The sequence below is a fragment of the uncultured Parabacteroides sp. genome (assembly GCF_905196875.1).
Taxonomy (GTDB): Bacteria; Bacteroidota; Bacteroidia; order Bacteroidales; family Tannerellaceae; genus Parabacteroides.
This window is the reverse complement of sequence record NZ_CAJJWO010000006.1, coordinates 113398-135595: the sequence shown is the minus strand read 5'-3', so window position 1 is coordinate 135595 and position 22198 is coordinate 113398. Positions and strand designations below refer to the sequence as shown.

Here is a 22198-nt window from a genome sequence, read left to right as displayed (position 1 = left end):
GAAAGAAAGGCAGCCGGAATTTACATTTTTAATTTATGATAAAGACTGAGGTAACGGCTTGTCACCAATTCTTGTAATGCTTCAACTTTTCGTGAAATTGATTCGCCTGGCGCGTATCTGCACGCAACTTTCTCTGTAGCGTAGACAGGGTAAAACCTACGTCGAAAACGGCATGAAGGTTTCTAGCCAGATGATCTGAATAACAATCCATTACCCCTAACGTAAGTGAGGCATGCATCAGGTCGATAAAAAACTCCCGGTGCTTTATTTTGACCAATTGATGGTCTAAAATCAAACCGGAACATCCACATGCCCCGGCCAATAGTTTTCCATAGGTTTCAAAGAAAAGGTGAGTAAAACGTATCTTCTTCGGATCATCGTTTCCCGTGGATGACTCCTGTAGAAATCGGGCGCAATCCTGCAAAAACGTCATACTCTCTTCCATGTTTTCAACTTGCTGTTTAAATTGAGTGAACGAGCGATAATATCCCCCGCAAAGGCGTGTAATTTTATTTTCCATTCGACTGTTTATGTATAGCCGCTTTCTTCCGGAAACTCTAAACAGATAAAGGTAGCAGTCAATAACTCCATATCACAGAATTTTTGGTGACAATTAAGTGACAAAAACGACAAAGACGGTTTCATCGTACATTATAGTAGTAAGTATAGTAACACAGTAGTGCTAAAGGAAGCAGGACTATAATGTCGTTCGTAATAACACTATAGTCCTGCTGCAAAATGGAATTAAGTCTCCTATTTTAGATGTGCCGGAAATGGAATTGAAAGAGGTTCATATCTGGTTAGGAAATCTTCGACCATGTCCTTTAGCTCCCATGCTACATATTTTTTGCTCGGATCTTTTATCAGATTGGTCGTTTCGTTCGGATCCTTATCCAAATGATACATTTCATGATTCCCATTACGGGTATAAATAAACTTATATCCTTTATAAATAACAGAAGAAGCCTGATTGTCATAGCTCCTATAAAAATACAACGGCTTCATTCGAGGCTCTGCTCCCTCAAACACCTCCTTTAAAGAGGTACCATCCAATTGAGGGAAAGCGTTCAAATCGGCACCGGAGAGTTCAACAAGAGTTGGAAAAACATCCAACGTGCTGATCCTTTCTGTTACAATACGCCCTTTATCCATTCCCGGTAACTTTACGATAAAAGGAACTTTTGCCCCTCCTTCATAAAGAGCGGTACCTTCTTGCTTCCCTCCCCGGAGAGGATAGTTTGTAAAATATCCCCCCTGATCAGAAATAAACATAACGATCGTATTATCTTCAACTCCGGCTTTATGTATCGACTCGAGTATATTGCCGACAGATTGATCTATACATTCCACCATTGCATGATAAACGGCATAAAGTTCAGGGAGCCCCTGATCTCTGTATTTTTGTACTTTATCGGCAGGTGCCTCGATGGGGGTATGTACACCATAATGCGCTAAATACATACACAGAGGCGAACCGGCATAGTCGTGGCTTTCAATCACTTTCGTTGCACAATCCGTAAGATAATCCGTCAAATACTGTTTACCCCTGTCATGTTTTGGAGAATGCTCAAAATAGGGCGGGAAATATCCGGCAGGATTACCGAGATCACTTTCTCCGTACACGATATCGAAGCCCTGTTTTTGCGGATAATAGAACTTATTTCCTAAATGCCATTTACCAACGGCACAAGTCGTATACCCTTGTTCCTTTAACGCTTCCGCAAATGTTTCCTCCTGAAGAGGCAAATGTTGCCTGCTCGGCTTTTCTCCCGGATCCCCTTTCCACAAACCAAATTCGCCATTATTATAGGGATCCGGAGCGTCATTTTGGATGTGCCGGGTAAAGCCGACTTTCAGCGGATGCCTACCGGTCAATAACCCTACCCTCGAAGGAGAGGATGTCGGTGAAGGAACATAGGCATTTACAAAATCAATACCTTCCGAAGCCAGCTTATCGATATTGGGAGTCTTAAATGACGATGAACGGTATCCCAAGTCATTATATCCCAAATCATCGATAAACAGGATAATTATATTAGGCTGTTCTTCTACTGCAAACAGGGGCATGAAGGATAGATTCAGCAGGCCCGCACACAAGGTTTTTTTGAATATCTTTGTATAATTCATTATCAGTAATTTTTTACAGGCTGTGCCGTCTGGTTGGGGCACAGCCTATTGTTTTTATCTTAAATTCGGATTGATATCCTGTTCAGACTGAGGGATAGGCCACGTATAATCCTGAGGATTCCTAAATCCATAACTATCCACATACCACCTGTCGTATTTATCGACTAGCCCCTCTTTGTTCGGGCTGGTGGTAACGGCACCGGGAAATGGAGCTCCGTAAATATCCCCTTTAAAAACCTCATGAGCAACTCCCCAACGTAATAAGTCCCAATAACGAATCCCCTCCAATGCCAATTCAACACGACGTTCCTTCCTCAAAAGGGTACGAAGCTTTGCCGGATCAGTCTCCGATACCGGTGGCATATTTACAGATTCTCTTGTTCTTATTTTATTGATGGTTTCATCCAATAAGTTTTGTGTGATAGGTTCTCCGCTCTCTAATTTGGCTTCCAAGTAGCTCAGCAACACCTCTGCGTATCGAATAATAGGGATATTTCCCCCATAACTTACCAGGTTTCCGGAATAAGATTCGTCAAAATACTTTCTCATCAGGAATCCTGTAACAGTTGAATTACGGGTCGTTATTTTATCGGGACTTGTTTTATCCGGATGACAGACAAACTCTGTACCGCAAAAAATCGCTCCGTCATAATAAATAGAGGCATTCAAGCGGGGATCTCTGTTTTTACTCAAATCAGAAGGATCATACAACGGGCTGTCGTAGCTAAAATCAGAGCCATCTACAAATTGATAGGCTTCAAACAAACTTGCCGTAGGATTCAATATCGCCCACCCGCCGTCTTTTCTCGGATAAAAGTGCTGAGGCATTCCACAGCCCGACAAATCTTGCACGTACTGGGTGGAATAAATATTTTCGGAGCTATTTTCATTCGCAGTCGTAAAGATTGAAGCATAATTCGGGTCTATTGCATTATCGCCAAAATCGATTATTTGCTTATATACGCCTGCCGCTTTTTCATAATCCTGTTCTCCTAAATATACCCTTCCCAGAAAAGACATAGCCGCTTGCTTCGAAGCCCGTCCGATTTCGGTCGTTGCCAGATCCTTAAACCGAGGAAGTCCTTCAGCCGATTCTTCAAACTCTGTAATAATAAAATCGACAATCTGCCGGCGCGTACTTTTCTCGACCGTATTGGCCTCATCCCTGGTAAGTACTTTCGTTACCAGAGGGACATCATGGAAAAATTGTGCCAAATAAAAATACTGAGTTGCACGAATAAAACGAACTTCCGATTTAAAGCGGTTAACCAATACAGGATCGGCATCTAAATTCTCGATACCGGCAAGAAAGCGATTGCATCGGGTAATCTTTGCATATGTATTCTTCCAATAACTACTCACAATACTATTATTGGGCAACAGATTTCCGTTAACCAAACGGTTATAATCAGAGTTTACACCTCTTCGGTCGTAACAATTATCACTTGCATTCTCTAACATAACCAGCCCTGCGTAATCCCACCAATCGCTCGCAAAACCAGTTCCATTAAACAGTATGTTTGCATTATAAATTCCGGTCAATGCTAACATGGCGTTATCTTCACTTGTCCAAAACTGATCTTCCGAAAACTGATCAAGTGGTGCCCTCTCCAAATCACAGGATTGAATAGACAATAAGAACACAAAAACAGACAATATATGTGTAATACGTTTCATCTCTTTTTAAAATTTTAGATTAATACCCAATGTATAAGTAGCAAGAATAGGATAATAATCTCCGGATGTATTAATTTCCGGATCCCATCCTTTTCGATAACTGTTAATAGAGAACGGATTTTCCGATTGTACATAAACCCGCAGATGGCTCATCTTTAATTTTTCTATCCATTGCTTAGGGAATGTATAGCCCAGTTGTATGTTCTTTAACCGGATATAAGATGCATTCAAAGTCCAGAAATCAGACAATTGATAATTAGGAGGCGTTGAATTTCCTAAAATATCCTGAAGCCTGGGGTATTCGGGATATTGCGTCGGATTATTCGGATCGAACCGTCCATCAGCTTGCCAGGTTTGTATATTCCCTTTATTTCTCAAGGCATACCCTGCGTCGCCCGACAAAAAGCCTTTCACACCGGCAACTCCCTGCAACAAGACCGATAAATCAAATTTTTTATATTCCATATTGATGTTCAACCCGAAAGTATATTTGGGTATACGGGAACCTAATGGAACACGATCATAATTCGGGTCGACTTTTCCATCGGGAACACCGTCAGGCCCACTTATATCCACATAGCGAATATCACCCGGCTCCGGATTGGCATTGACACTTGTCTGATCTACCCAACCATTAATATCTTCTTGATTCATAAAGACACCGTCGGTCTTATATCCGTAATATAATTGCATGGGGTGACCAATGAACAAATCGTCGCCATTTCCAACCATACCGTTCAGTTGCTCAACATTCCCTACTCCCAGGCTTACCACCTTATTATTGATAATACTTAAATTACCATTCAAGCTATAAGAGAACTCTCCTATGGTATTTTTATGTCCAATCTCAAACTCCCATCCTTTATTTCTCAGCTTTCCTGTATTCATTTCCGAAATTTCCAAACCTAGAATAGATGATACACTACCAGCCGGCTTATAAAGAATATCATACGTATTTCGATTAAACCATGACGCATTAAAACTCAAAAGCCCATTCCACAGAATACTTTCCAGACCAATATCGACTGTTTCCGTCTCTTCCCATTTAATGGTGGGATCTGTAGCTTTCACAACAGCAGCTCCCTGAAATACAGATCCTCCATAAGAATAGTTTTCACCTAATTGATAAACAGTTTGATAAGGATAATTGGATATATTCTGATTACCCAATCTTCCCCAGGAAGCTTTCAATTTTAATCCGGAAAGCCATTCAAGACGTTCATTCTCTTTCATAAACGACTCTTCAGATATACGCCAACCAGCAGCTACAGAAGGGAAAAATCCATATTTCTGATTCGCAGGGAAACGTGAGGATCCGTCATAACGGAAAGTCGATTCAAATAAATAGCGTTCCGCATAGTTATATTTCAAACGGCCGAAATAAGATTGGATAGCCCAACCATATCCTCCTCCCAATGCCTTTTGATTGTCCGGTGATCCGGCATTCAGATAAGGCAGGTCGTTGCCCGGGAACTTATCCCGTGATCCTTCCAAATCGGTATAATCTTCCTGCTCCCAAGAATAACCGGCTAAAACAGAGATAGCATGCCTATTGATTTCCTTATTATAATCCGCTGTTGCCTGAAATGTTTTATAGGTTGTTCTTGTGTTCTTTTCTACCAGAGATGACGGGGAAGTCTCTCTTCCGTCCGACAGTTTCAGAGTGGAACGATATGTTTTAGTATCGTCAAATGTCTTATTAAAGCCTCCGATTAAAGACAATTGAAGATCTTTGATCGGTGAATAATCCAACCTGACGTTTGTATTAACACTAAAGTACGGATTTTCAAAGAAGGAAGCACTTCTTACCCAGGAAGTCGGTGTCCCCGTCATTTCCGGCCCGACAGCATAAGAGCCATCCGACAAAACAGATGGAGTCAGTCCTGGAAAACGGAAAGCCATTTGCACAGTACTTAGCATATCGCTTGCTGCCGGATTCCCCCCTGGTACGGATGGTTCTTTGCGCAAACCATAAACACCGGAAGCACGTGTCGTTAACTTCAAATTAGGTAGTAATTGATTCGTCAAGTTAATTCGGGCATTATAACGGGAATAATTATTTTTATCGACAAGACCATTCTGAGATAGATAACCGAATGATACGACATACTTGGTTTTATCATTTCCTCCATTAATGGATATATCATGTCCGGTTTGAAGTCCTTTTCTGGATAATACCTCCTCCAGATAATTGGCATTTCCATAACGGTCCGGATCACTTCCGTCTTTAAACTTCATGATCTCTTCCGGAGAGTATATCGGAGAATTTGTAGCCTCATTGTATAGCTCAGCCCATCTCCATGTATCAACGAATTCCGGAAGGGCTGTCGGTGTGTTAAATCCTACATAGCCGTTATAATTCACGGTTGTTTTACCTTCTTTCCCATTCTTTGTTGTAATAAGGATTACACCGTTGGCAGCTCTTGCTCCATAAATGGCAGCTGTGGAAGCATCTTTTAACACAGATACGCTTTCGACATCCTGCATATTTATATTATTCATGTTGCCGGGAATTCCATCGATAAGAACTAATGCCGAAGGTTCTGCCCCAAAAGAGCCGACACCACGTACACGAATCTCCCCATTGCTATCTCCCGGACGTCCACTTCGTTGTATAACTGTAACGCCAGGCATTTGTCCGGTCAATGCATTAGACAGCTGAGGAGTCGGCCTGTTTTCCAAAACTTCACTATTAACCTGTGAAATAGATCCCACGACATTCACTTTCTTTTGTACACCGTATCCGACAACTACGACTTCATCCAACGCTTGCGAATCTTCCTTCAATGCAATAGTCAAATCCGAACGGTTACCTACAGTCACGTCCTGTCCGATATAACCGATATAAGAGATTTGTATTATGGCTTTATCGGACACTGTCAAACTAAATTTACCGTCGATATCCGTTATTACTCCGTTCGTAGTACCTTTCTCTATAACGTTTGCACCAATAACCGGCAACCCGTTTTGATCATATACAACACCTGTTACTCTTTTTTCTTTATCACTTTGTTGAATTTCTTGTTTTTCCGTCGACAGGATAATCTTCCTATCCACCACCGAATAACGTACATCCGTACCGGCAAACACCGTTTCCAGCACTTTAAATATATCGCTTTTCTTCGCCACGACAGAGACCTTCCGATTCAGATCGACGTGTTTAATATTGAAGAAGAAAGAAAAGTCGGACTGTTGTTCGATCTCGTCCAGAACTTCCTTTACAGTTTGATTCCGTATCTCCAGATTTACTGTTGCCTTTTGGGCATAGCTGCCTGTTGCCTGCGCCAAACCGATGGAACATACTAGTAAGAAGACTGATAACTTCATAACTCTCGGTATTTTATTTAAGATAAACCGCAGAAACTCTGCTACCCAAAACTGTTGGGTATTAAAATGTTTTTGCATAACTTTGTACTGATCTAATTAATAAAAATGATTTACTACTGCTTGTCTCCAAACAAGCGTTTTAAATTAATTCTTTCCATCCGGTGAAATACTCCAATATTTCTCCGGATGTTTTTCTTTAGGGTGGTTTGTCTTCCATGATTTCTTCAATTAGGTTAATAAATTTCTATTCGAGTTTTCTCATTTGCCGTATTCTGAGTATCCAGGTAACGCCATTTTATATTCGATGATATTTTAAAGATTTCCAATATACGTTCCAGTCGCTGGTTAGTAAAAGAGCCGTTGAAAGCTTCACCGCGAAGGCGGTCGTTGGATAATACGAAAGTGACGTTAAACCGTTTTTCCAACATGCGTAAAGCTTCGGGCAGAGGTGTTGCCTGGAATACGATCTTTCCGTCTTTCCACGCTGTTTCAGCTTCGCCGTTTGTTCCAATCAGCTTTACCTGTGACGAAGTAGTGTTATATACCAGTTTCTGCCCGGGTTTCATAACGACAGTGGCAGGTTCCTGATCTTTCAGATAGGCAAAACGAACCTTTCCTTCCACCAAGGTCGTAGAAATAAACGAGTCTCTTTCAAAAGCTTCTACATTGAAAGATGTTCCCAATACTTCAATCTGCGTATGATGGGGGCCTGAAACGATAAAACGATGTTCAGGGTCTTTCTGTACTTCAAAAAAAGCTTCTCCCATCAACTGCACGTTTCTCTTATCTTCGCTGAAAAAAGAAGGGTAGACTAAAGAGGATTCCGAATTAAGGTATACTTTGGATCCGTCCGGCAGATCGACAGTCGTAGTCATGCCCGGGTTTGTTTTTATTTCTATCATCTGTGCTATCTCAGTCCGGGAAGGAGCAAAGTTCTGAATGGCGACAGTGATAAGAAGCGGGATGAAAAGAATGGCCGCCACACGTTGTACCCAGGTAAACCAGGTTACGTGCGAATGTGCCTTACTCATTTGACGGCTGACGGAAGCCAACGCTTTCTCCGTATTTACTTTCGATTCCATCCGCACCGTACCCATTACCTGATCGATAGCATACATTTGTTTGACAATCCGGTAATTATCCTCCGATTGCCGGATCCATTCTTCCACCAGGCGGCATTCTTCTATCGTTGCCTCGCCGGAACAATACCGGGGAAGGAGTTCTTCTATCTTATCTATATTAAAAGCTTCCATCTTCATTTTTATGCTTGTTTATATATTAGACAAGGGAACTCCGGCAGATTACTAAACGGGAATCCACTTTTTTTAAAATATTTTTTTTCTACGACAAAAAAACTATCTTTGCTGCCAAGGAGACAGTAGTATGAAAAAAACCTCACGAGCAATAGAAGACTCACTTCTGCTATCAGCCATGCAACATGGAGATAAAAAAGCATACGGTACCTTGTTCAGGAGATACTATCCGATGTTATGTACGTATGCAAACCGGTTTGTGAGTCTGGAAGATGCGGAAGAGATCGTGCAGGATGTCATGCTATGGTTATGGGAAAACAGGGAAGTACAAACATTCGAGACCTCCTTCACCCAATACCTGTATAAGGCAGTCTACCACAGAAGCATCAATCAGCTTACCCGCCAACAGTCGCAACTGCGGGCAGAAACACGTTTCTATGAATATATGCTGGAAATGCTGCAGGATACCGATTTCCAGCAAACGGAAGAACTGAAAAAACAGATCAGCCAGGCAATACAAGCCTTACCCCCCAGTTACCGGGAAGCATTCGTGATGCACCGTTTTGAAAATAAAAGCTACAAAGAGATTGCCGAGATCCTGCAAGTCTCCACCCAAACGGTGAACTACCGGATTCAGCAATCCCTAAAACAATTACGGGTCAGTTTAAAAGATTACTTGCCACTCATCTTATTATTCTTTCCCAAAAACTTACTTTCGTAAAGAAATCATTTATTTGCCGGCTTCCTGTAATTGCTCCGCCAGCTTATCCATTTCTTCCGGACTTGCCGCTTTCTTGAATTGCAACTCTCCTTTCTTATTGATGATAGCGCAATGAGGAATATACAGTCCTCCGTTATTACCGAATGTATTGTAAATATCCATCTTGAAGGATTCGTTAATAATCACATGGTCTCCTTTCAGATTATAATACCCGGCCATTTTCTTCCATAAGGCGGCATCGGAGGGGCGGTCGATAGAAACATACAGTAATACGATATCATTCTCTTTGGCATACTTCTGCAATGGTTCCACATGTGCAAAAGATTCGCGGCAAGGGCCACACCAGGTTGCCCAGATATCGATAAAAACGACTTTTCCGGCATACCGGTCGGTTATCTCTTTAAAAGAACGCACACTATCCGTATTCAGAATATGAATATCCACCGGAAGCTCCAGGTTGTTGAATGAGATATTTTTCTGTATCGCCTCCTCCAAGGCAGGCATAAGCGTACTAGCCGGATGTAATTCTTTAAACTGCTCATATAAAGCCGGCATACCCATCGAGTAACTTTCGTTCGAAGCATCTTCCAGGATAATATTGGCCATGGCTACTTCCTGTACACGTCCTTTCAGGTTCTTTTTATACCAGTCGAATAGTTGCAGTTTCCCTTCATTCCGGTCTTTCGGCTGCTGTTTGGTTTTCATATAGAGTTCTATTCCCGCCACATTGGATATTACATCGGCAAATGCTTCGGAAAAGACATTCTCCGGCTGGCTGATATCGGCATATGCCAGCATTTCGGGATAAACGGACTCCCACTCTTTCTTCGTTTCTTCCGTTCCCTGATAGTTTGTAATGAAATATTGATTCATAAAGGCTAACAACATCTGCATACGGACATCCTGTACCGCCCTCTTTCTGAATACATCATCCACCCCTGTTATCTTTTGTTCTATTCCCGACGCATAGTCCGTCAGTTTCCGATATACGGAAGAGGCAACCGTATCCTTTGCCACCTGAAAAGCATCTCCTCGACGTGCCCTCAGATTAAATACTTCTTGCTGCAACCGGGATAGTTCTTTTACTATTTCATTTTCTTTGGTAAGCTTATTCTCAACATTTAAACTATTTTCGAGGGCCGCGTCGATGTCCAATACATTCTTTCCCGGTTCAGCATAAACTGTCCCCAGGTATTTTTGTCCATAGATATAGAAGGATATCTTCTCATTTCCTTTAACGGGAAAAGTTATACGATATGTGCTGTCTGCCTGCACGAACAGGGTATCCCGTTGTGTAGAATTGTATATTCCATCCATGGTCGGCCAATAGACGATCGTATTGCCGGACAGATTTGACACTTTTCCTTCAAGGGTTATCGATCCGGGAGTACAACAGGTTAATCCCAGGACGGCTATACCTGCCAGCAGATATCCGAGATGTTGTTTTTTCATTCTATTAAGTTTTAGAGATTTGTAACAAACTATTCCGACTGACAACAGTCTTCACAAAAGTAGATATTTATTTCAATCCAACTCCAACCACGCCGTTATTTCTCAAGAGAATATGCATCGAGCGCCATCAGCAATGCTACCACTTCCGAATAATTCTGACGTCCGGAAGGGATGTTATTTCCTTTCAGGAACCAGTTGTAAACGGTATCCTGTATCTCGCCGATCGTCGGACTATACAATGCCTGCCAGTATGCGACCTTATCATTATAGACTTTCTTTACATCCGGTGATATCGTTTCTTTCCAATGCTCGAACTCCTCTTCCGGCAACAACTGATAAGCGTTACCTAGCACATAAGGCAATAAACCGAAGTAAGCGGAAAAACGTATTTCCGGAACCTCGGAACGGGAACAAACCATAAAAGCATACAGGTTTGCCTCTGCTTCATTGGAAATGCCTAACACATGGGCCATCTCATGGGCATAGGTAAAAGGATACTGCACCGGAAGCAGGTTCGGATTCAGATTATATTCGGTAAAGAACGGCCCCATATAACCCAATACACCGACACCGCTCATCAGGGATGGGATCAGCATCGGCTTCGGATGCTGGTAAGTTTCCGGCCGGACCATACCGAAGCGCCCCGCTATTTCCCGATAGTTCTTCTTCACATCCTTCGCAACCACAGCTTTGTCTATCTTCCCGACAGGGAGAAAAGAGTTATTCAATGCCTCCGTGTAATTAGTCAGAAACGAACGAAAATTATCCTCTGAATAGGCTGCGTAAGGGACTTCTGCCCGGACATAAAAATTCATTCTGAAATAATTCATTCCCCATGCCATATAGAACCAAACATATACCCATAACAGGTATTCCGCTATGCGCCCAAGCGTTTTCAGCCATGAGCGACGCTTCACTATGGCATAAACCAGATAAAGAATCAGTCCGGCGACACTTCCATAAATAAAGCAATCGCCTACGGAGAAAGGGAAAAGAGAAGAAAAGCGGGATAATACTGCCGGAAATACCGGATAGATGTTACGGGCATACCATTCTCCCATCATCGGAGAAGACATGGTCGTCCAGATGAAAACCAGTAAAACCGCCAGTATAACCCAGCGTAAACGTATCTTTTTAATCAATCCCGCAATAAGAACCATTTAAGAGAAATTCTTATTCAATAGTTTTTTCGCTTCCGACTCCGACAGGTTACGGCGGCCGGCATAATCCTTCATCTGCTCTTCGTCGATCGAACCGATCATAAAGTACTGCGAGTCCGGATGAGAAATATAAAGACCACTGACTGTTGCAGTCGGATACATAGCTCCGTTTTCCGTCAGCTTGACACCGATCTGCGACATATCCAAGAGATTGTCCAGGGTATAATTAAGCAGCTGATCGGGCAGCGACGGATAACCGATTGCCGGACGGATACCCTGATATTTCACTTTATACAAATCGGATATCGATAAAGATTCATCCGGAGCATATCCCCAGTATTCTTTACGGACCTTTTCATGCAGGTATTCGGCAAGGGCCTCGGCCAGGCGATCCGTCAATGTTTGAAGCAACATCGAGTTGTAGGTATCTCCTTCTTCTTCCAGCGTATTCTTCAAAGCCTCAGCTCCCGCACCGGCTGTTACGACAAAAGCACCGGCATAGTCGGTACGGCCTTCGAAAGCCGGCAGGATATAATCGGCCAGCGATTTATAGATACCTTCTTCCTTCTTAGCCTGCTGACGCAACACCGGGATCGTGATTTCACCCAAACGGATATTATCACCGTCACTGTTAGCCGGGAAAAAGCCGTAGATAGCTTTGCAATATTCGGCCTTCATTTCTACCAGACGATCGAGCAGCTTCACGGCATCCTTATACAATTGCATGGCTTCCGCCGCTTTCGGACGATCTTCTTCCGGGAAGCTCGCCAGCCACTGGGCACGGCAGGAGTCGCAACCATGAATCTGTGTGATTCCGGCAAAACGTCCGTTCAGTTTCCAGGCACTAAAGAAGAAAGTCCAGTGTATATAAGGAATAATCTCCTCCAATGGAATATAAGGTATTACGTGTGTACCCAACTGATTCGGAATCACCGGCGTATATGCCGTCCAGTCGATCTTCTGCGGATTGGCACGGGCTTCTACCAGCGGGACTAGCACTTCTTTCTTCTTCTCCATAGAAGCACGCAAGGCTTCATATTCCTTATTCAGGTTTTCGACATAGGCATCACGGGTATCCGGATTCAGCAGTTTTGCCGCGATCAATGGATTCTGGGAAGCATCGAGCACGTGAATGACAGGATAATCGTAATGAGGAGCTATCTTGATAGCCGTATGCAACTTGGAAGTCGTTGCTCCACCTACCATCACGGGAATGGTCAGTCCGGCTTTCTGCATTTCATCCGTCACATGTACCATTTCCTCGAGCGAAGGAGTAATCAGTCCGGACAGACATACCAGATCCGGATTCTCTTCGATGGCCGTCTTTACGATCACTTCGGCGGGAACCATTACTCCCAGGTCGATCACCTCGTAATTATTACAAGCCAGGACAATCGACACGATATTCTTTCCGATATCGTGCACATCCCCTTTCACAGTAGCAAAGACGACCTTTCCGGCTTTAACCGAACCGGATGCCGATTTTTCGGCTTCAATAGCCGGCTGTAGGATAGCAACAGCCTTTTTCATCGTACGAGCGGTCTTCACCACTTGCGGCAGAAACATTTTACCGGCACCGAACAGCTCGCCCACCTTGTTCATACCACTCATCAGAGGACCGTCGATAATATCTACGGCACGCGGATAGGCTTTCAATGCCTCCTGCAAGTCTTCTTCCAGATGGTCGCCGATCCCTTTAATCAAGGCGTGCTCCAAACGCTCTTTCAGCGGTTGTTCGCGCCAGGCTTCGTGCTTTTCTTCCGCACCGTCCTGCTTTTCCACATGCAGGTTCTGGGCATAGGTAATCAATTCTTCGGCAGCTTCCGGACGACGGTACAGGATCACATCTTCCAGTAAATCACGGAAAGCCGGTTCTATATCTTCATAAAGTACGGCCGAAGAGGGATTGACAATTCCCATATCCAGCCCTTTGCTAATAGCATGGTACAGGAATACGGAATGCATCGCTTCACGTACGTAGTTATTTCCACGGAAAGAGAACGAAAGATTACTGATACCGCCACTCACTTTCGCACCCGGCAGATTCTGTTTGATCCACTCGACCGCACGAATAAAGTCCAAACCGTATCCGTTATGTTCTTCCATACCGGTAGCGATAGCCAGTACATTCGGGTCGAATATAATTCCATACGGATCGAAGTCTATTTTCTCCCGAAGCAAACGGTAAGCACGTCCGCAGACTTCCGCTTTCCGTTCGAAGGTATCCGCCTGTCCTTTCTCATCGAAAGCCATCACGACGACAGCCGCGCCCAACTGTTTGATACGGGCGGCATGGGCCAGGAATACTTCTTCTCCTTCTTTCAACGAGATCGAGTTGACGATACTTTTACCCTGTACGCACATCAGGCCTTCTTCGATCACTTCCCATTTGGAAGAGTCGATCATGACAGGCACTCGGGCAATATCCGGTTCGGATGCTACCAGATTCAGGAAGGTTGTCATTTCCTTCACAGCATCGAGCATTCCGTCATCCATATTGATATCGATCACCTGGGCCCCGTCTTCCACCTGCTTACGGGCAATGGTCAGCGCCTCTTCATAATTTCCTTCTTTGATCAGACGCAAGAATTTGCGCGAACCGGCTACGTTACAACGTTCACCTATATTGATAAAGTTATTTTCTTTCTTTACTTCCAGCAATTCAAGACCGGACAACCAGAGGCAATCCGGTTTTGCAACAGGTACATGCGGTTTCGCCCCTTTTATCAAGGCTGGATATTGTGCGATATGGGCAGGTGTCGTACCACAACATCCTCCTAATATATTTACTAACCCTTCTTCGATAAACGGCTTTACATGGCCGGCCATCTTTTCCGGTGTCTCGTCATAAGTACCGAAGGTATTAGGTAATCCCGCATTCGGATAAGCGCTTATATAATAGGGAGCATGTTTAGCCAGGTCAGCCAGGAAAGGCTTCATATCGGCTGCTCCGAAAGAGCAGTTCAGACCTATACTAACCAGGTTGACATGCTGAACCGAAGCCAGGCAGGCTCCCAATGTCTGACCGGAAAGTGTCCGTCCCCCCTGGGCAGAAAGCGTCAGCGACAGCATGATCGGCAATTCTTTTCCCTTTTCTTTTAAAACAGTTTCTGCCGCTTCCAATCCGGCTTTCACGTTCAAGGTATCGAAAGTCGTTTCAAAAAGGATAATATCTACCCCTCCGTCGACCAGTGCTTCCACCTGTTCCTTATACGCCTTATAAACATCTTTATAGGTAACTGCGCGATAAGCAGGGTTACTGACATCGGGACTCATGGAAGCGGTTTTATTAGTCGGACCGATGGAACCGGCAACAAAGATAGTCCGGTCAGGATGTTCCGACATAAATTCGTCGGCCACCTCACGTCCCAACTTTCCGGCAGCCAGGTTGATCTCGCGTACAAACTCCTGCATAGCATAATCTTCCATAGAGATCGCATTGGCATTGAAGGTGTTCGTTGCAAAGATATCTGCTCCGGCATCCAGATATTGACGGTGAATGGATTTGATAACATCCGGACGGGTAATACACAACAGGTCGTTGTTTCCTTTCAACTGTCCGGGGAAGTTGGCAAAACGGTCGCCGCGGTAATCCTGTTCATTCAGTTTGAAGCCCTGGATCATGGTACCCATACCACCATCCAGAATCAGGATACGCTCCTGCAGGGACCGTATAAAAGTTTCTTTATTCATAGATATGTTTTTTTCTTGGTGAAAAGAAAAACGGCAAGTCAATATATCTTACCGTTTAAATGCTCTGTCCATCTCCCGCTTATCGTCACGGGCCTTGATCGAATCGCGCTTATCGTATTCTTTCTTACCTTTGGCGATGGCGACAACTACTTTGGCTAGCCCCTTCTCATTGATAAACATGCGGGTAGGAACAATAGTGAAACCGCTGTTGCGGGCTGCACCTTCAATCTTGCGCAACTCCTTCTTCGTCAGCAACAGCTTACGGTCGCGGCGTGCCACATGATTATTATATGTACCATAGAAATATTCGGCGATATACATGTTCTTCACCCATAACTCGCCTCTTTCCACGATACAAAAAGTATCCACCAGGCTGGCTTTTCCCAGGCGGATCGATTTGATCTCCGTCCCGGTCAATACGATCCCGGCAGTGAATGTTTCGAGCAATTCGAAATCGAATGTGGCCCGTTTATTCTTTATCTGTATATTATTACTAATCTTCTCTTTCATCTTTTTCTATCTGTCAATAACGCAAGCCCGGCATCAACATGAATAGTACAAATTCGATCACGGCTGGCGTCAGTAAAATAACTACGGTTGCTATACCGGCAAACTTCAGGCGTTCATTCTCTGCCACCTGCATATAAGGTCCTGCTCCTTCCCATACGATATAAAAAGTATAAAGTATAAAAATACGCAGAAAGAAAAACTCCGGCAATAGCATCAGGACGATGTTCAACGCAAACATCAATGAAGAGGAATAACCGACAAAGCGTTGGCAAAGTTTCATATCTTTCGTTCTTTTAAAGAATCCCTGCCAAAGCTCATTCAACAGGTAAGCACCCAGATAAAAACCACCGAATGAAGCGACCAATGTCTTGATCGAGGATTTTAAAGCCAACTCTATATCAAACTCCTTTCGCGTAAACAATACACCCAGAAAAGCTGCGGCTGTAACTAATCCGATTAACGGATACACAAACTTCGACAAGAATTCGTCACCCTTCTCTTCTTTCTTTGTCAGCATTTCCCACGCCTTCCCCGGTTGGGAAATGATAGCTATTACCCATTTTAATATCTCTTTATACATCTCTCCGTTTTCTATTAAAATGACAAAAGTATAAAAATAAGGGATACAAATTGTTATACAAAACCTTTTATCGTCAATAACGGTAACCTCCCTTTACCGAAAACCTTTATTTTTATCCGTATATCTTTTATTCTCCCGTCTTATTTTCCAACGTATAATCTAACGCCAATGTAGACCATTCAACAGCTGTTGTGTCCTTATTGGGTTTTGCAACATAATTAATTGCAATAGTAAGCTTTTCCGCATTGTTAGCTGTTTCCATCTCCAACGCTTTATTGAAAAAGCGTTCAATATCGAATGCCTCCGTATGAGTCACCTTCACAGAGTCTGCATCTGCCGATATTTCCGATTTTCTGATCGCACGTAAATAAAGATTATAAGTACGTAAACCATCGGCTGTTGTGTACCAGTTAACCGTATCATAATGCATTACAAAGCTATCCACCTGGCTTTCCGGTTCCGTCAGGGTAGGCCAAAGGAAAAGACGCCCTTTGATGTAAGCCGTACGGCTCCCTATCGTAGAGATATATTGTTCGTCTGTCAACAAGGTGTCAGATTTAACAGTTCCTCCGGATGTCCACAATGGAACTTCGATAGGAGTACCTAATAGTTCTACCGATAGACTGTCAGTCTTTTGCAATTCAGGACTGGCAGAATCAAAAGAATACTCTACCAGAAAACAATCTCCGGCATCGGCACGTAACGAGTTTATGCTGGAAGAGTATATCAAACGACCATCTCTCAGGACAAGGCCTCTGGAAGGACGTACCTGATAAACAGCCTCCTGCTGCCCAACCGTTATGCGGGTAGTAGAATCACCCAGACAGGAGGACAACATTATCAAACAAACCGCAAATACCCAATATAAATCTTTCTTTCTCATTTCACATTTCATCTGTTAATCGTTAATGCCTTCAAGACTCCACACAAAGGGATCGTACAAAGGTAGTAAAAAAGGAAACACTACAAACAAGAAAACCGGGAACCTTTGCAAAAACAAAGAAACCCGGCATTCTCTATATTATTAATTAACAATTAAATGGTATCCGAATAGTAAGCTTTCGGCAGACGACGGCAGTTATATTGCGAAGCCATCACCTCTCCGTATGCTCCGGCAGAACGTAATGCGATCAGGTCGCCGCGATGGGCTTTGTTCAACTCCACATCTTTACCGAACACATCGGATGATTCGCAGATAGGGCCTACTACATCGTAAAGTTCCACTGCTTCATCACTGGAAATGTTCTCGATCCGGTGGTAAGCATCATACATGGCCGGACGGATCAGTTCCGTAAAACCGGCGTCGAGAATAGCAAATTTCTTTGTCTCGCCGACCTTCACATACAAGACCTGTGAAATAAGCGTACCGCACTGGGCCACTACCGAACGTCCCGGTTCGAAATGCACCTGCTGTCCGGGACGAACCTTCAGCAGCTTATTGAATACAGCGAAATAGTTATCGAAAGCAGGGATAGGCAAATGATTCGGATGATAGTAATCAATACCCAGGCCTCCGCCGAAGTTCAGGTTTTCAATATTGATACCGCGAGCTTCCAGTTCTTCCTGTATCTCATTCACACGGATCACCAAATTACGGAAAGAAGACATATCCGTGATCTGCGAACCGATATGGCAATGAATACCGATCAGTTTCACATTCTTTAATGTAGAAAGATTATCCAGTACCTGACCGAGCTGACTCAGGTTGATACCGAACTTATTCTCCTTCATACCGGTCGTGATCTTGGCATGTGTATGTGCATCTACTTCCGGATTGATACGGAGGGCTACCGAAGCGATCTTATTCTTCGCTGCAGCCAGTTCGTTCAGTATATCCAGCTCGACAGCCGACTCCACATTAAAACAGAAAATATCGTTATCCAACCCCAGATTGATTTCCCAGTCGGCTTTACCTACACCGGCAAAAACCACCTTGTCGGCAGGAAATCCGGCATCTAAAGCGGCCTGTACTTCACCACCGCTCACGCAGTCGGCTCCCAGTCCGTTTTCAGCTATAATAGAAAGAATGCGCGGATTGGCGTTTGCTTTTACGGCATAATGTACATGATAATTATACTTGCCGGCTTCAGTCTTTACCAGATCCAACGTATCTTGCAGTAACTTGACATCATAATAATAAAAAGGCGTAGGAAGTGCCTTCAGTTTATCTATCGGGAATGTTCCTTTGAGCATATTATTTTATTATATATAAATTAAAAAAAGGGCAGTCTCGAATAGGCTGCCCTCATATTATTTAGTTGTTGAATAAATGATCGCTTAACGCCTGCAGCGCTTTCTTCTTATCCGCCGACTTTACCAGAAGCGAAACGTTGTAGTTGCTTCCGCCGTAGGAAATCATACGGACCGGCACATCCTTCATTGCCTGGACGATGCGGGCTTCGAAACCGACATTATCCCATTCCAGGTCGCCTACCACACATACGATCACCATATCCTGATCGACAGTAACAGTTCCGTATTTCTTCAGGTCGTCTACAATTTCTTCCAGATGCTTGCGGTTGTCGATCGTTACCGATACGCCTACTTCCGAAGTAGTCACCATATCGATCGGAGTCTGGTAGTTTTCGAAGATTTCGAATACCTTACGCAGGAAACCGGTAGCCAGCAACATACGGCCACTCTTGATCTTGATGGAGATAATATTATCTTTTGCAGCGACAGCTTTGATCTTTCCTTTTTCCGTTTCGTTGGAGATCAATGTACCGGGAGCATCCGGCTGCATGGTATTCAATAGACGAACCGGGATATTGTTCAGCTTGGCCGGCAGGATACAAGTCGGGTGCAGGATCTTGGCACCGAAATAAGCCAGTTCTGCCGCTTCTTCGAAATGCAGGTTACGGACAGGCGATGTCTTGTCGACGATACGCGGGTCGTTGTTATGCATTCCGTCGATGTCTGTCCAGATCTGGATTTCGTCTGCATTGAGAGCCGAACCGATCAGAGATGCACTATAGTCGCTACCACCACGCTGCAGATTATCGATCTCACCGTATGCGTTACGGCAGATATAACCCTGAGTGATATATAATTCAGCATCTTTATGTTCGTTCAGCAATTTAACCAGGCGTTCTTTGATGTAAACAGGGTCCGGTTCTGCATTCTTATCCGTACGCATATATTCCAATGCAGGAAGCAGGACGGATTTAACACCTGTTTCATTCAGATACAGGTTCATCATACCGGTCGAGATCAACTCACCCTGTGCCAGTACCACCTTTTCTTCAAACAGCGTGAACAAGTCTTTTGTAAAGGTACGGATATAGTCGAAATGAGATTTTACAAGTTCTTTGGCTTTCTGTTTATATTCGGCAGTGCTGTACAGTTCTTCAATATGTCCGTAATATTTCTGTGCAAGCTTATTGATAATTTCGTTTGCACCATCCGGATTCTTCTTGTACAGGTAGTCGGATATTTCAACCAACGAGTTGGTTGTACCTGACATGGCAGACAATACGACAATGTCACGGCCGCCCGAGCAAATCAATTTTGCTACATCTTTCATTCTCTGTGCAGATCCCACAGAAGTACCGCCAAACTTTAAAACTTTCATTTTCTTTTCCTATAATTAAATTGTTTGTTCCTTGCTATTTTGCGTGTGCAAAGTTACATAAAAAATCATTCTCCCACATCACCCAGACGGGCATTCTCACATTTAACTATACGGGCCGGGTAATTATGCACCAGTGTATAGTTATGTGTGGTCATTATCACCGCCGTACCTTTCTGGCAAATGTCATGCAGAAGCTGTACGATCTGGCCGCTTGTTTCCGGGTCGAGATTACCGGTCGGTTCGTCCGCCAGTATCAGTTTCGGATCATTCAGGAGTGCTCTTGCTATGACGATACGCTGCTGTTCGCCACCCGACAGTTCGTGCGGCATTTTATATCCTTTATTATGCATGCCGACCTGGTGGAGCACATCGTCGATACGCTCTTTTATTTCGCTCTTCTTCTTCCATCCGGTAGCCCGCAAGACGAACTCCAGGTTTTTGATCACCGAGCGGTCGGTAAGCAGTTGGAAATCCTGAAAAACAATCCCCAGTTTCCGCCGAAGATAAGGTATATCCTTCCGCTTCATCTTACAGAGGTTGTAATCCATCAGCCAGGCTTCGCCCTGGCCGATCGGGATCTCGCAATACAAAGATTTCAACAGACTGCTCTTTCCGGAACCCACTTTTCCGATGACATAGACAAACTCTCCGTTACGAAGCGTAAAAGAGGCATTATGCAGTATGACATTTTCATCGCGGCAGATCTCTACATCTTCCAGTCTGAGCAGAATTGTATCTTCCATAGTAATTTATGCTTTATGTCTTTTCTTTAATTCACGTGCCAGGTCTTCCAGACGGAGGCCTTTGCTTGTAAGTAATACGATCAGATGGTAGACCAGGTCGGATGCTTCATAGATAAAGCCTTCTTCTGTTCCGTTTGTTGCTTCGATCACTGTTTCGACAGCTTCTTCTCCTACTTTCTGAGCCATACGGTTCACCCCTTTCAAAAACAGGGAAGTAGTGTAAGAGCCTTCCGGCATTTCCTGACGGCGCTGTTCGATAAAGTCCTGAAGATATTTCAGGAACATGATGTCTTCAATGTTCTTTTCACCAAAGCAGGTATCGGCACCCGTATGGCAAACCGGACCGGCCGGATTCGCTTTGATCAGGATCGTGTCGTTATCGCAATCTACCATCATACTAACCACCTGCAGGGTATTGCCGCTGGTTTCACCTTTCATCCACAAACGATTCTTGGTGCGGCTGAAGAATGTCACCTTTCCGGTTTCTTTTGTTTCCTCGTAGGCTTCTTCATTCATGAAGCCCAGCATCAATACTTTGTTGGTATTGTTATCCTGAACGATTGCCGGGATAAGTCCGCCCATTTTTTCAAAATCTAATTTCATCTTATTCTAATGATTATATTCTTACATTGATTCCTTCCGCATGAAGGTATTGTTTTAAATCGGATATAGCTATCTCACCGAAATGAAATACGCTGGCAGCCAAGGCGGCATCCGCTTTCCCTTCTGCGAATGTATCACGAAAGTCTTTCATCTTTCCGGCTCCCCCGGAGGCTATGACCGGAATATGCAGCTTACCGGCCAATGTCGATAATGCGTCGTTGGCATATCCGTTTTTCACGCCGTCGTGTGTCATACTGGTGAACAGGATTTCTCCGGCTCCCCTATTTTCCGCTTCAGTAGCCCATTCGTACAGGTGCTTCTCCGTCGGGATACGCCCCCCGTTCAGGTAACAAATCCAGTCGCCATTCTCATGATTGGCATCGATTGCCACCACACAGACCTGGCTTCCGAAATTCTTCGCAATCTCTTCGATCAACGAGGGATTGCGTAATGCTGCCGAGTTGATCGAAACCTTATCGGCTCCGGCACTCAACAGGCGGTCCACATCTTTCAATTCATTAATTCCGCCACCTACCGTAAACGGAATACTGATATTTGCGGCCACTTTCTTCACCAATTCGGTAAATGTCTTACGTCCTTCGTGTGAAGCGGTTATATCCAGGTAGACAAGCTCATCGGCTCCCTCCCGGCTGTATTGTGCCCCCAGTTCAACAGGATCTCCTGCATCACGAAAGTTCACAAAATTAATTCCTTTTACTGTTTTTCCATCCTTGATATCCAGACAGGGTACTATTCTCTTCGCCAACATACTTTGATCTCC

At 44.0% G+C, this 22198-nt stretch carries 17 protein-coding genes; 1 reads left to right on the top strand and 16 read right to left on the bottom strand.

Annotated elements, in window-relative coordinates; genetic code table 11:
• Nucleotides 1-61 precede the first annotated feature (61 nt).
• The 5 genes from QZ076_RS04055 to QZ076_RS04035 all read right to left on the bottom strand — a co-directional run bounded on the left by QZ076_RS04055 (nt 62) and on the right by QZ076_RS04035 (nt 8384).
• Entirely contained in the window at nt 62-445 is a 384-nt protein-coding gene (locus QZ076_RS04055) for a hypothetical protein (RefSeq protein WP_293710559.1), read from the bottom strand.
• A gap of 308 nt (nt 446-753) precedes the next feature.
• Nucleotides 754-2127, bottom strand: a complete 1374-nt coding sequence (locus QZ076_RS04050) for a sulfatase-like hydrolase/transferase (protein WP_293710558.1) — start codon at nt 2125-2127, stop codon at nt 754-756.
• A 54-nt stretch (nt 2128-2181) separates the two neighbouring features.
• The gene (locus QZ076_RS04045; RefSeq protein WP_293710557.1) at nt 2182-3804 is read right to left on the bottom strand and encodes a RagB/SusD family nutrient uptake outer membrane protein; all 1623 of its coding nucleotides are present in this window, start codon (nt 3802-3804) and stop codon (nt 2182-2184) included.
• Nucleotides 3805-3810: 6 nt separating this feature from the next.
• Nucleotides 3811-7131 (bottom strand): TonB-dependent receptor, encoded by a 3321-nt coding sequence (locus QZ076_RS04040; RefSeq protein WP_293710556.1) that lies wholly within the window; start codon nt 7129-7131, stop codon nt 3811-3813.
• Nucleotides 7132-7364: 233 nt separating this feature from the next.
• On the bottom strand, nt 7365-8384 hold the full coding sequence (locus tag QZ076_RS04035) for a FecR domain-containing protein (RefSeq protein ID WP_293710570.1): 1020 nt from the start codon (nt 8382-8384) through the stop codon (nt 7365-7367).
• 130 nt (nt 8385-8514) lie between these two features.
• On the opposite strand from QZ076_RS04035, the gene QZ076_RS04030 reads away from it, so the two are divergent.
• Complete coding sequence (locus QZ076_RS04030) at nt 8515-9105, top strand: RNA polymerase sigma-70 factor (RefSeq protein WP_293710555.1); 591 nt, start codon at nt 8515-8517, stop codon at nt 9103-9105.
• A gap of 9 nt (nt 9106-9114) precedes the next feature.
• Here the strand turns inward: QZ076_RS04030 and QZ076_RS04025 are convergent, their stop codons facing one another.
• The 11 genes from QZ076_RS04025 to hisF form a co-directional block, all read right to left on the bottom strand.
• Nucleotides 9115-10557, bottom strand: a complete 1443-nt coding sequence (locus QZ076_RS04025) for a TlpA disulfide reductase family protein (protein WP_293710554.1) — start codon at nt 10555-10557, stop codon at nt 9115-9117.
• Nucleotides 10558-10652: 95 nt separating this feature from the next.
• Complete coding sequence (locus QZ076_RS04020; protein WP_293710553.1) at nt 10653-11717, bottom strand: DUF3810 domain-containing protein; 1065 nt, start codon at nt 11715-11717, stop codon at nt 10653-10655.
• Nucleotides 11718-15410: a methionine synthase gene (metH, locus tag QZ076_RS04015; protein WP_293710552.1), complete on the bottom strand. Its 3693-nt coding sequence runs from the start codon at nt 15408-15410 to the stop codon at nt 11718-11720.
• Between the two features lie 48 nt (nt 15411-15458).
• Complete coding sequence (gene smpB / locus QZ076_RS04010) at nt 15459-15920, bottom strand: SsrA-binding protein SmpB (RefSeq protein WP_293710551.1); 462 nt, start codon at nt 15918-15920, stop codon at nt 15459-15461.
• Nucleotides 15921-15933: 13 nt separating this feature from the next.
• Entirely contained in the window at nt 15934-16500 is a 567-nt protein-coding gene (locus QZ076_RS04005) for a YIP1 family protein (RefSeq protein ID WP_075556382.1), read from the bottom strand.
• A 127-nt stretch (nt 16501-16627) separates the two neighbouring features.
• Nucleotides 16628-17383: a hypothetical protein gene (locus QZ076_RS04000; RefSeq protein ID WP_293710550.1), complete on the bottom strand. Its 756-nt coding sequence runs from the start codon at nt 17381-17383 to the stop codon at nt 16628-16630.
• A 152-nt stretch (nt 17384-17535) separates the two neighbouring features.
• Nucleotides 17536-18693: a diaminopimelate decarboxylase gene (lysA, locus tag QZ076_RS03995; RefSeq protein ID WP_293710549.1), complete on the bottom strand. Its 1158-nt coding sequence runs from the start codon at nt 18691-18693 to the stop codon at nt 17536-17538.
• 61 nt (nt 18694-18754) lie between these two features.
• Nucleotides 18755-20071 carry an aspartate kinase gene (locus tag QZ076_RS03990; protein WP_293710548.1) on the bottom strand — a complete coding sequence of 439 codons (1317 nt, stop codon included), beginning with the start codon at nt 20069-20071 and terminating at the stop codon, nt 18755-18757.
• 65 nt (nt 20072-20136) lie between these two features.
• Complete coding sequence (locus QZ076_RS03985; RefSeq protein WP_293710547.1) at nt 20137-20814, bottom strand: ATP-binding cassette domain-containing protein; 678 nt, start codon at nt 20812-20814, stop codon at nt 20137-20139.
• A 6-nt stretch (nt 20815-20820) separates the two neighbouring features.
• A complete protein-coding gene (gene hisIE / locus QZ076_RS03980; RefSeq protein ID WP_293710546.1) occupies nt 20821-21417 on the bottom strand; it encodes a bifunctional phosphoribosyl-AMP cyclohydrolase/phosphoribosyl-ATP diphosphatase HisIE in 597 nt (198 codons plus the stop codon).
• A 13-nt stretch (nt 21418-21430) separates the two neighbouring features.
• A complete protein-coding gene (gene hisF, locus QZ076_RS03975; protein ID WP_293710545.1) occupies nt 21431-22186 on the bottom strand; it encodes an imidazole glycerol phosphate synthase subunit HisF in 756 nt (251 codons plus the stop codon).
• Between the last annotated feature and the right edge of the window lie 12 nt (nt 22187-22198).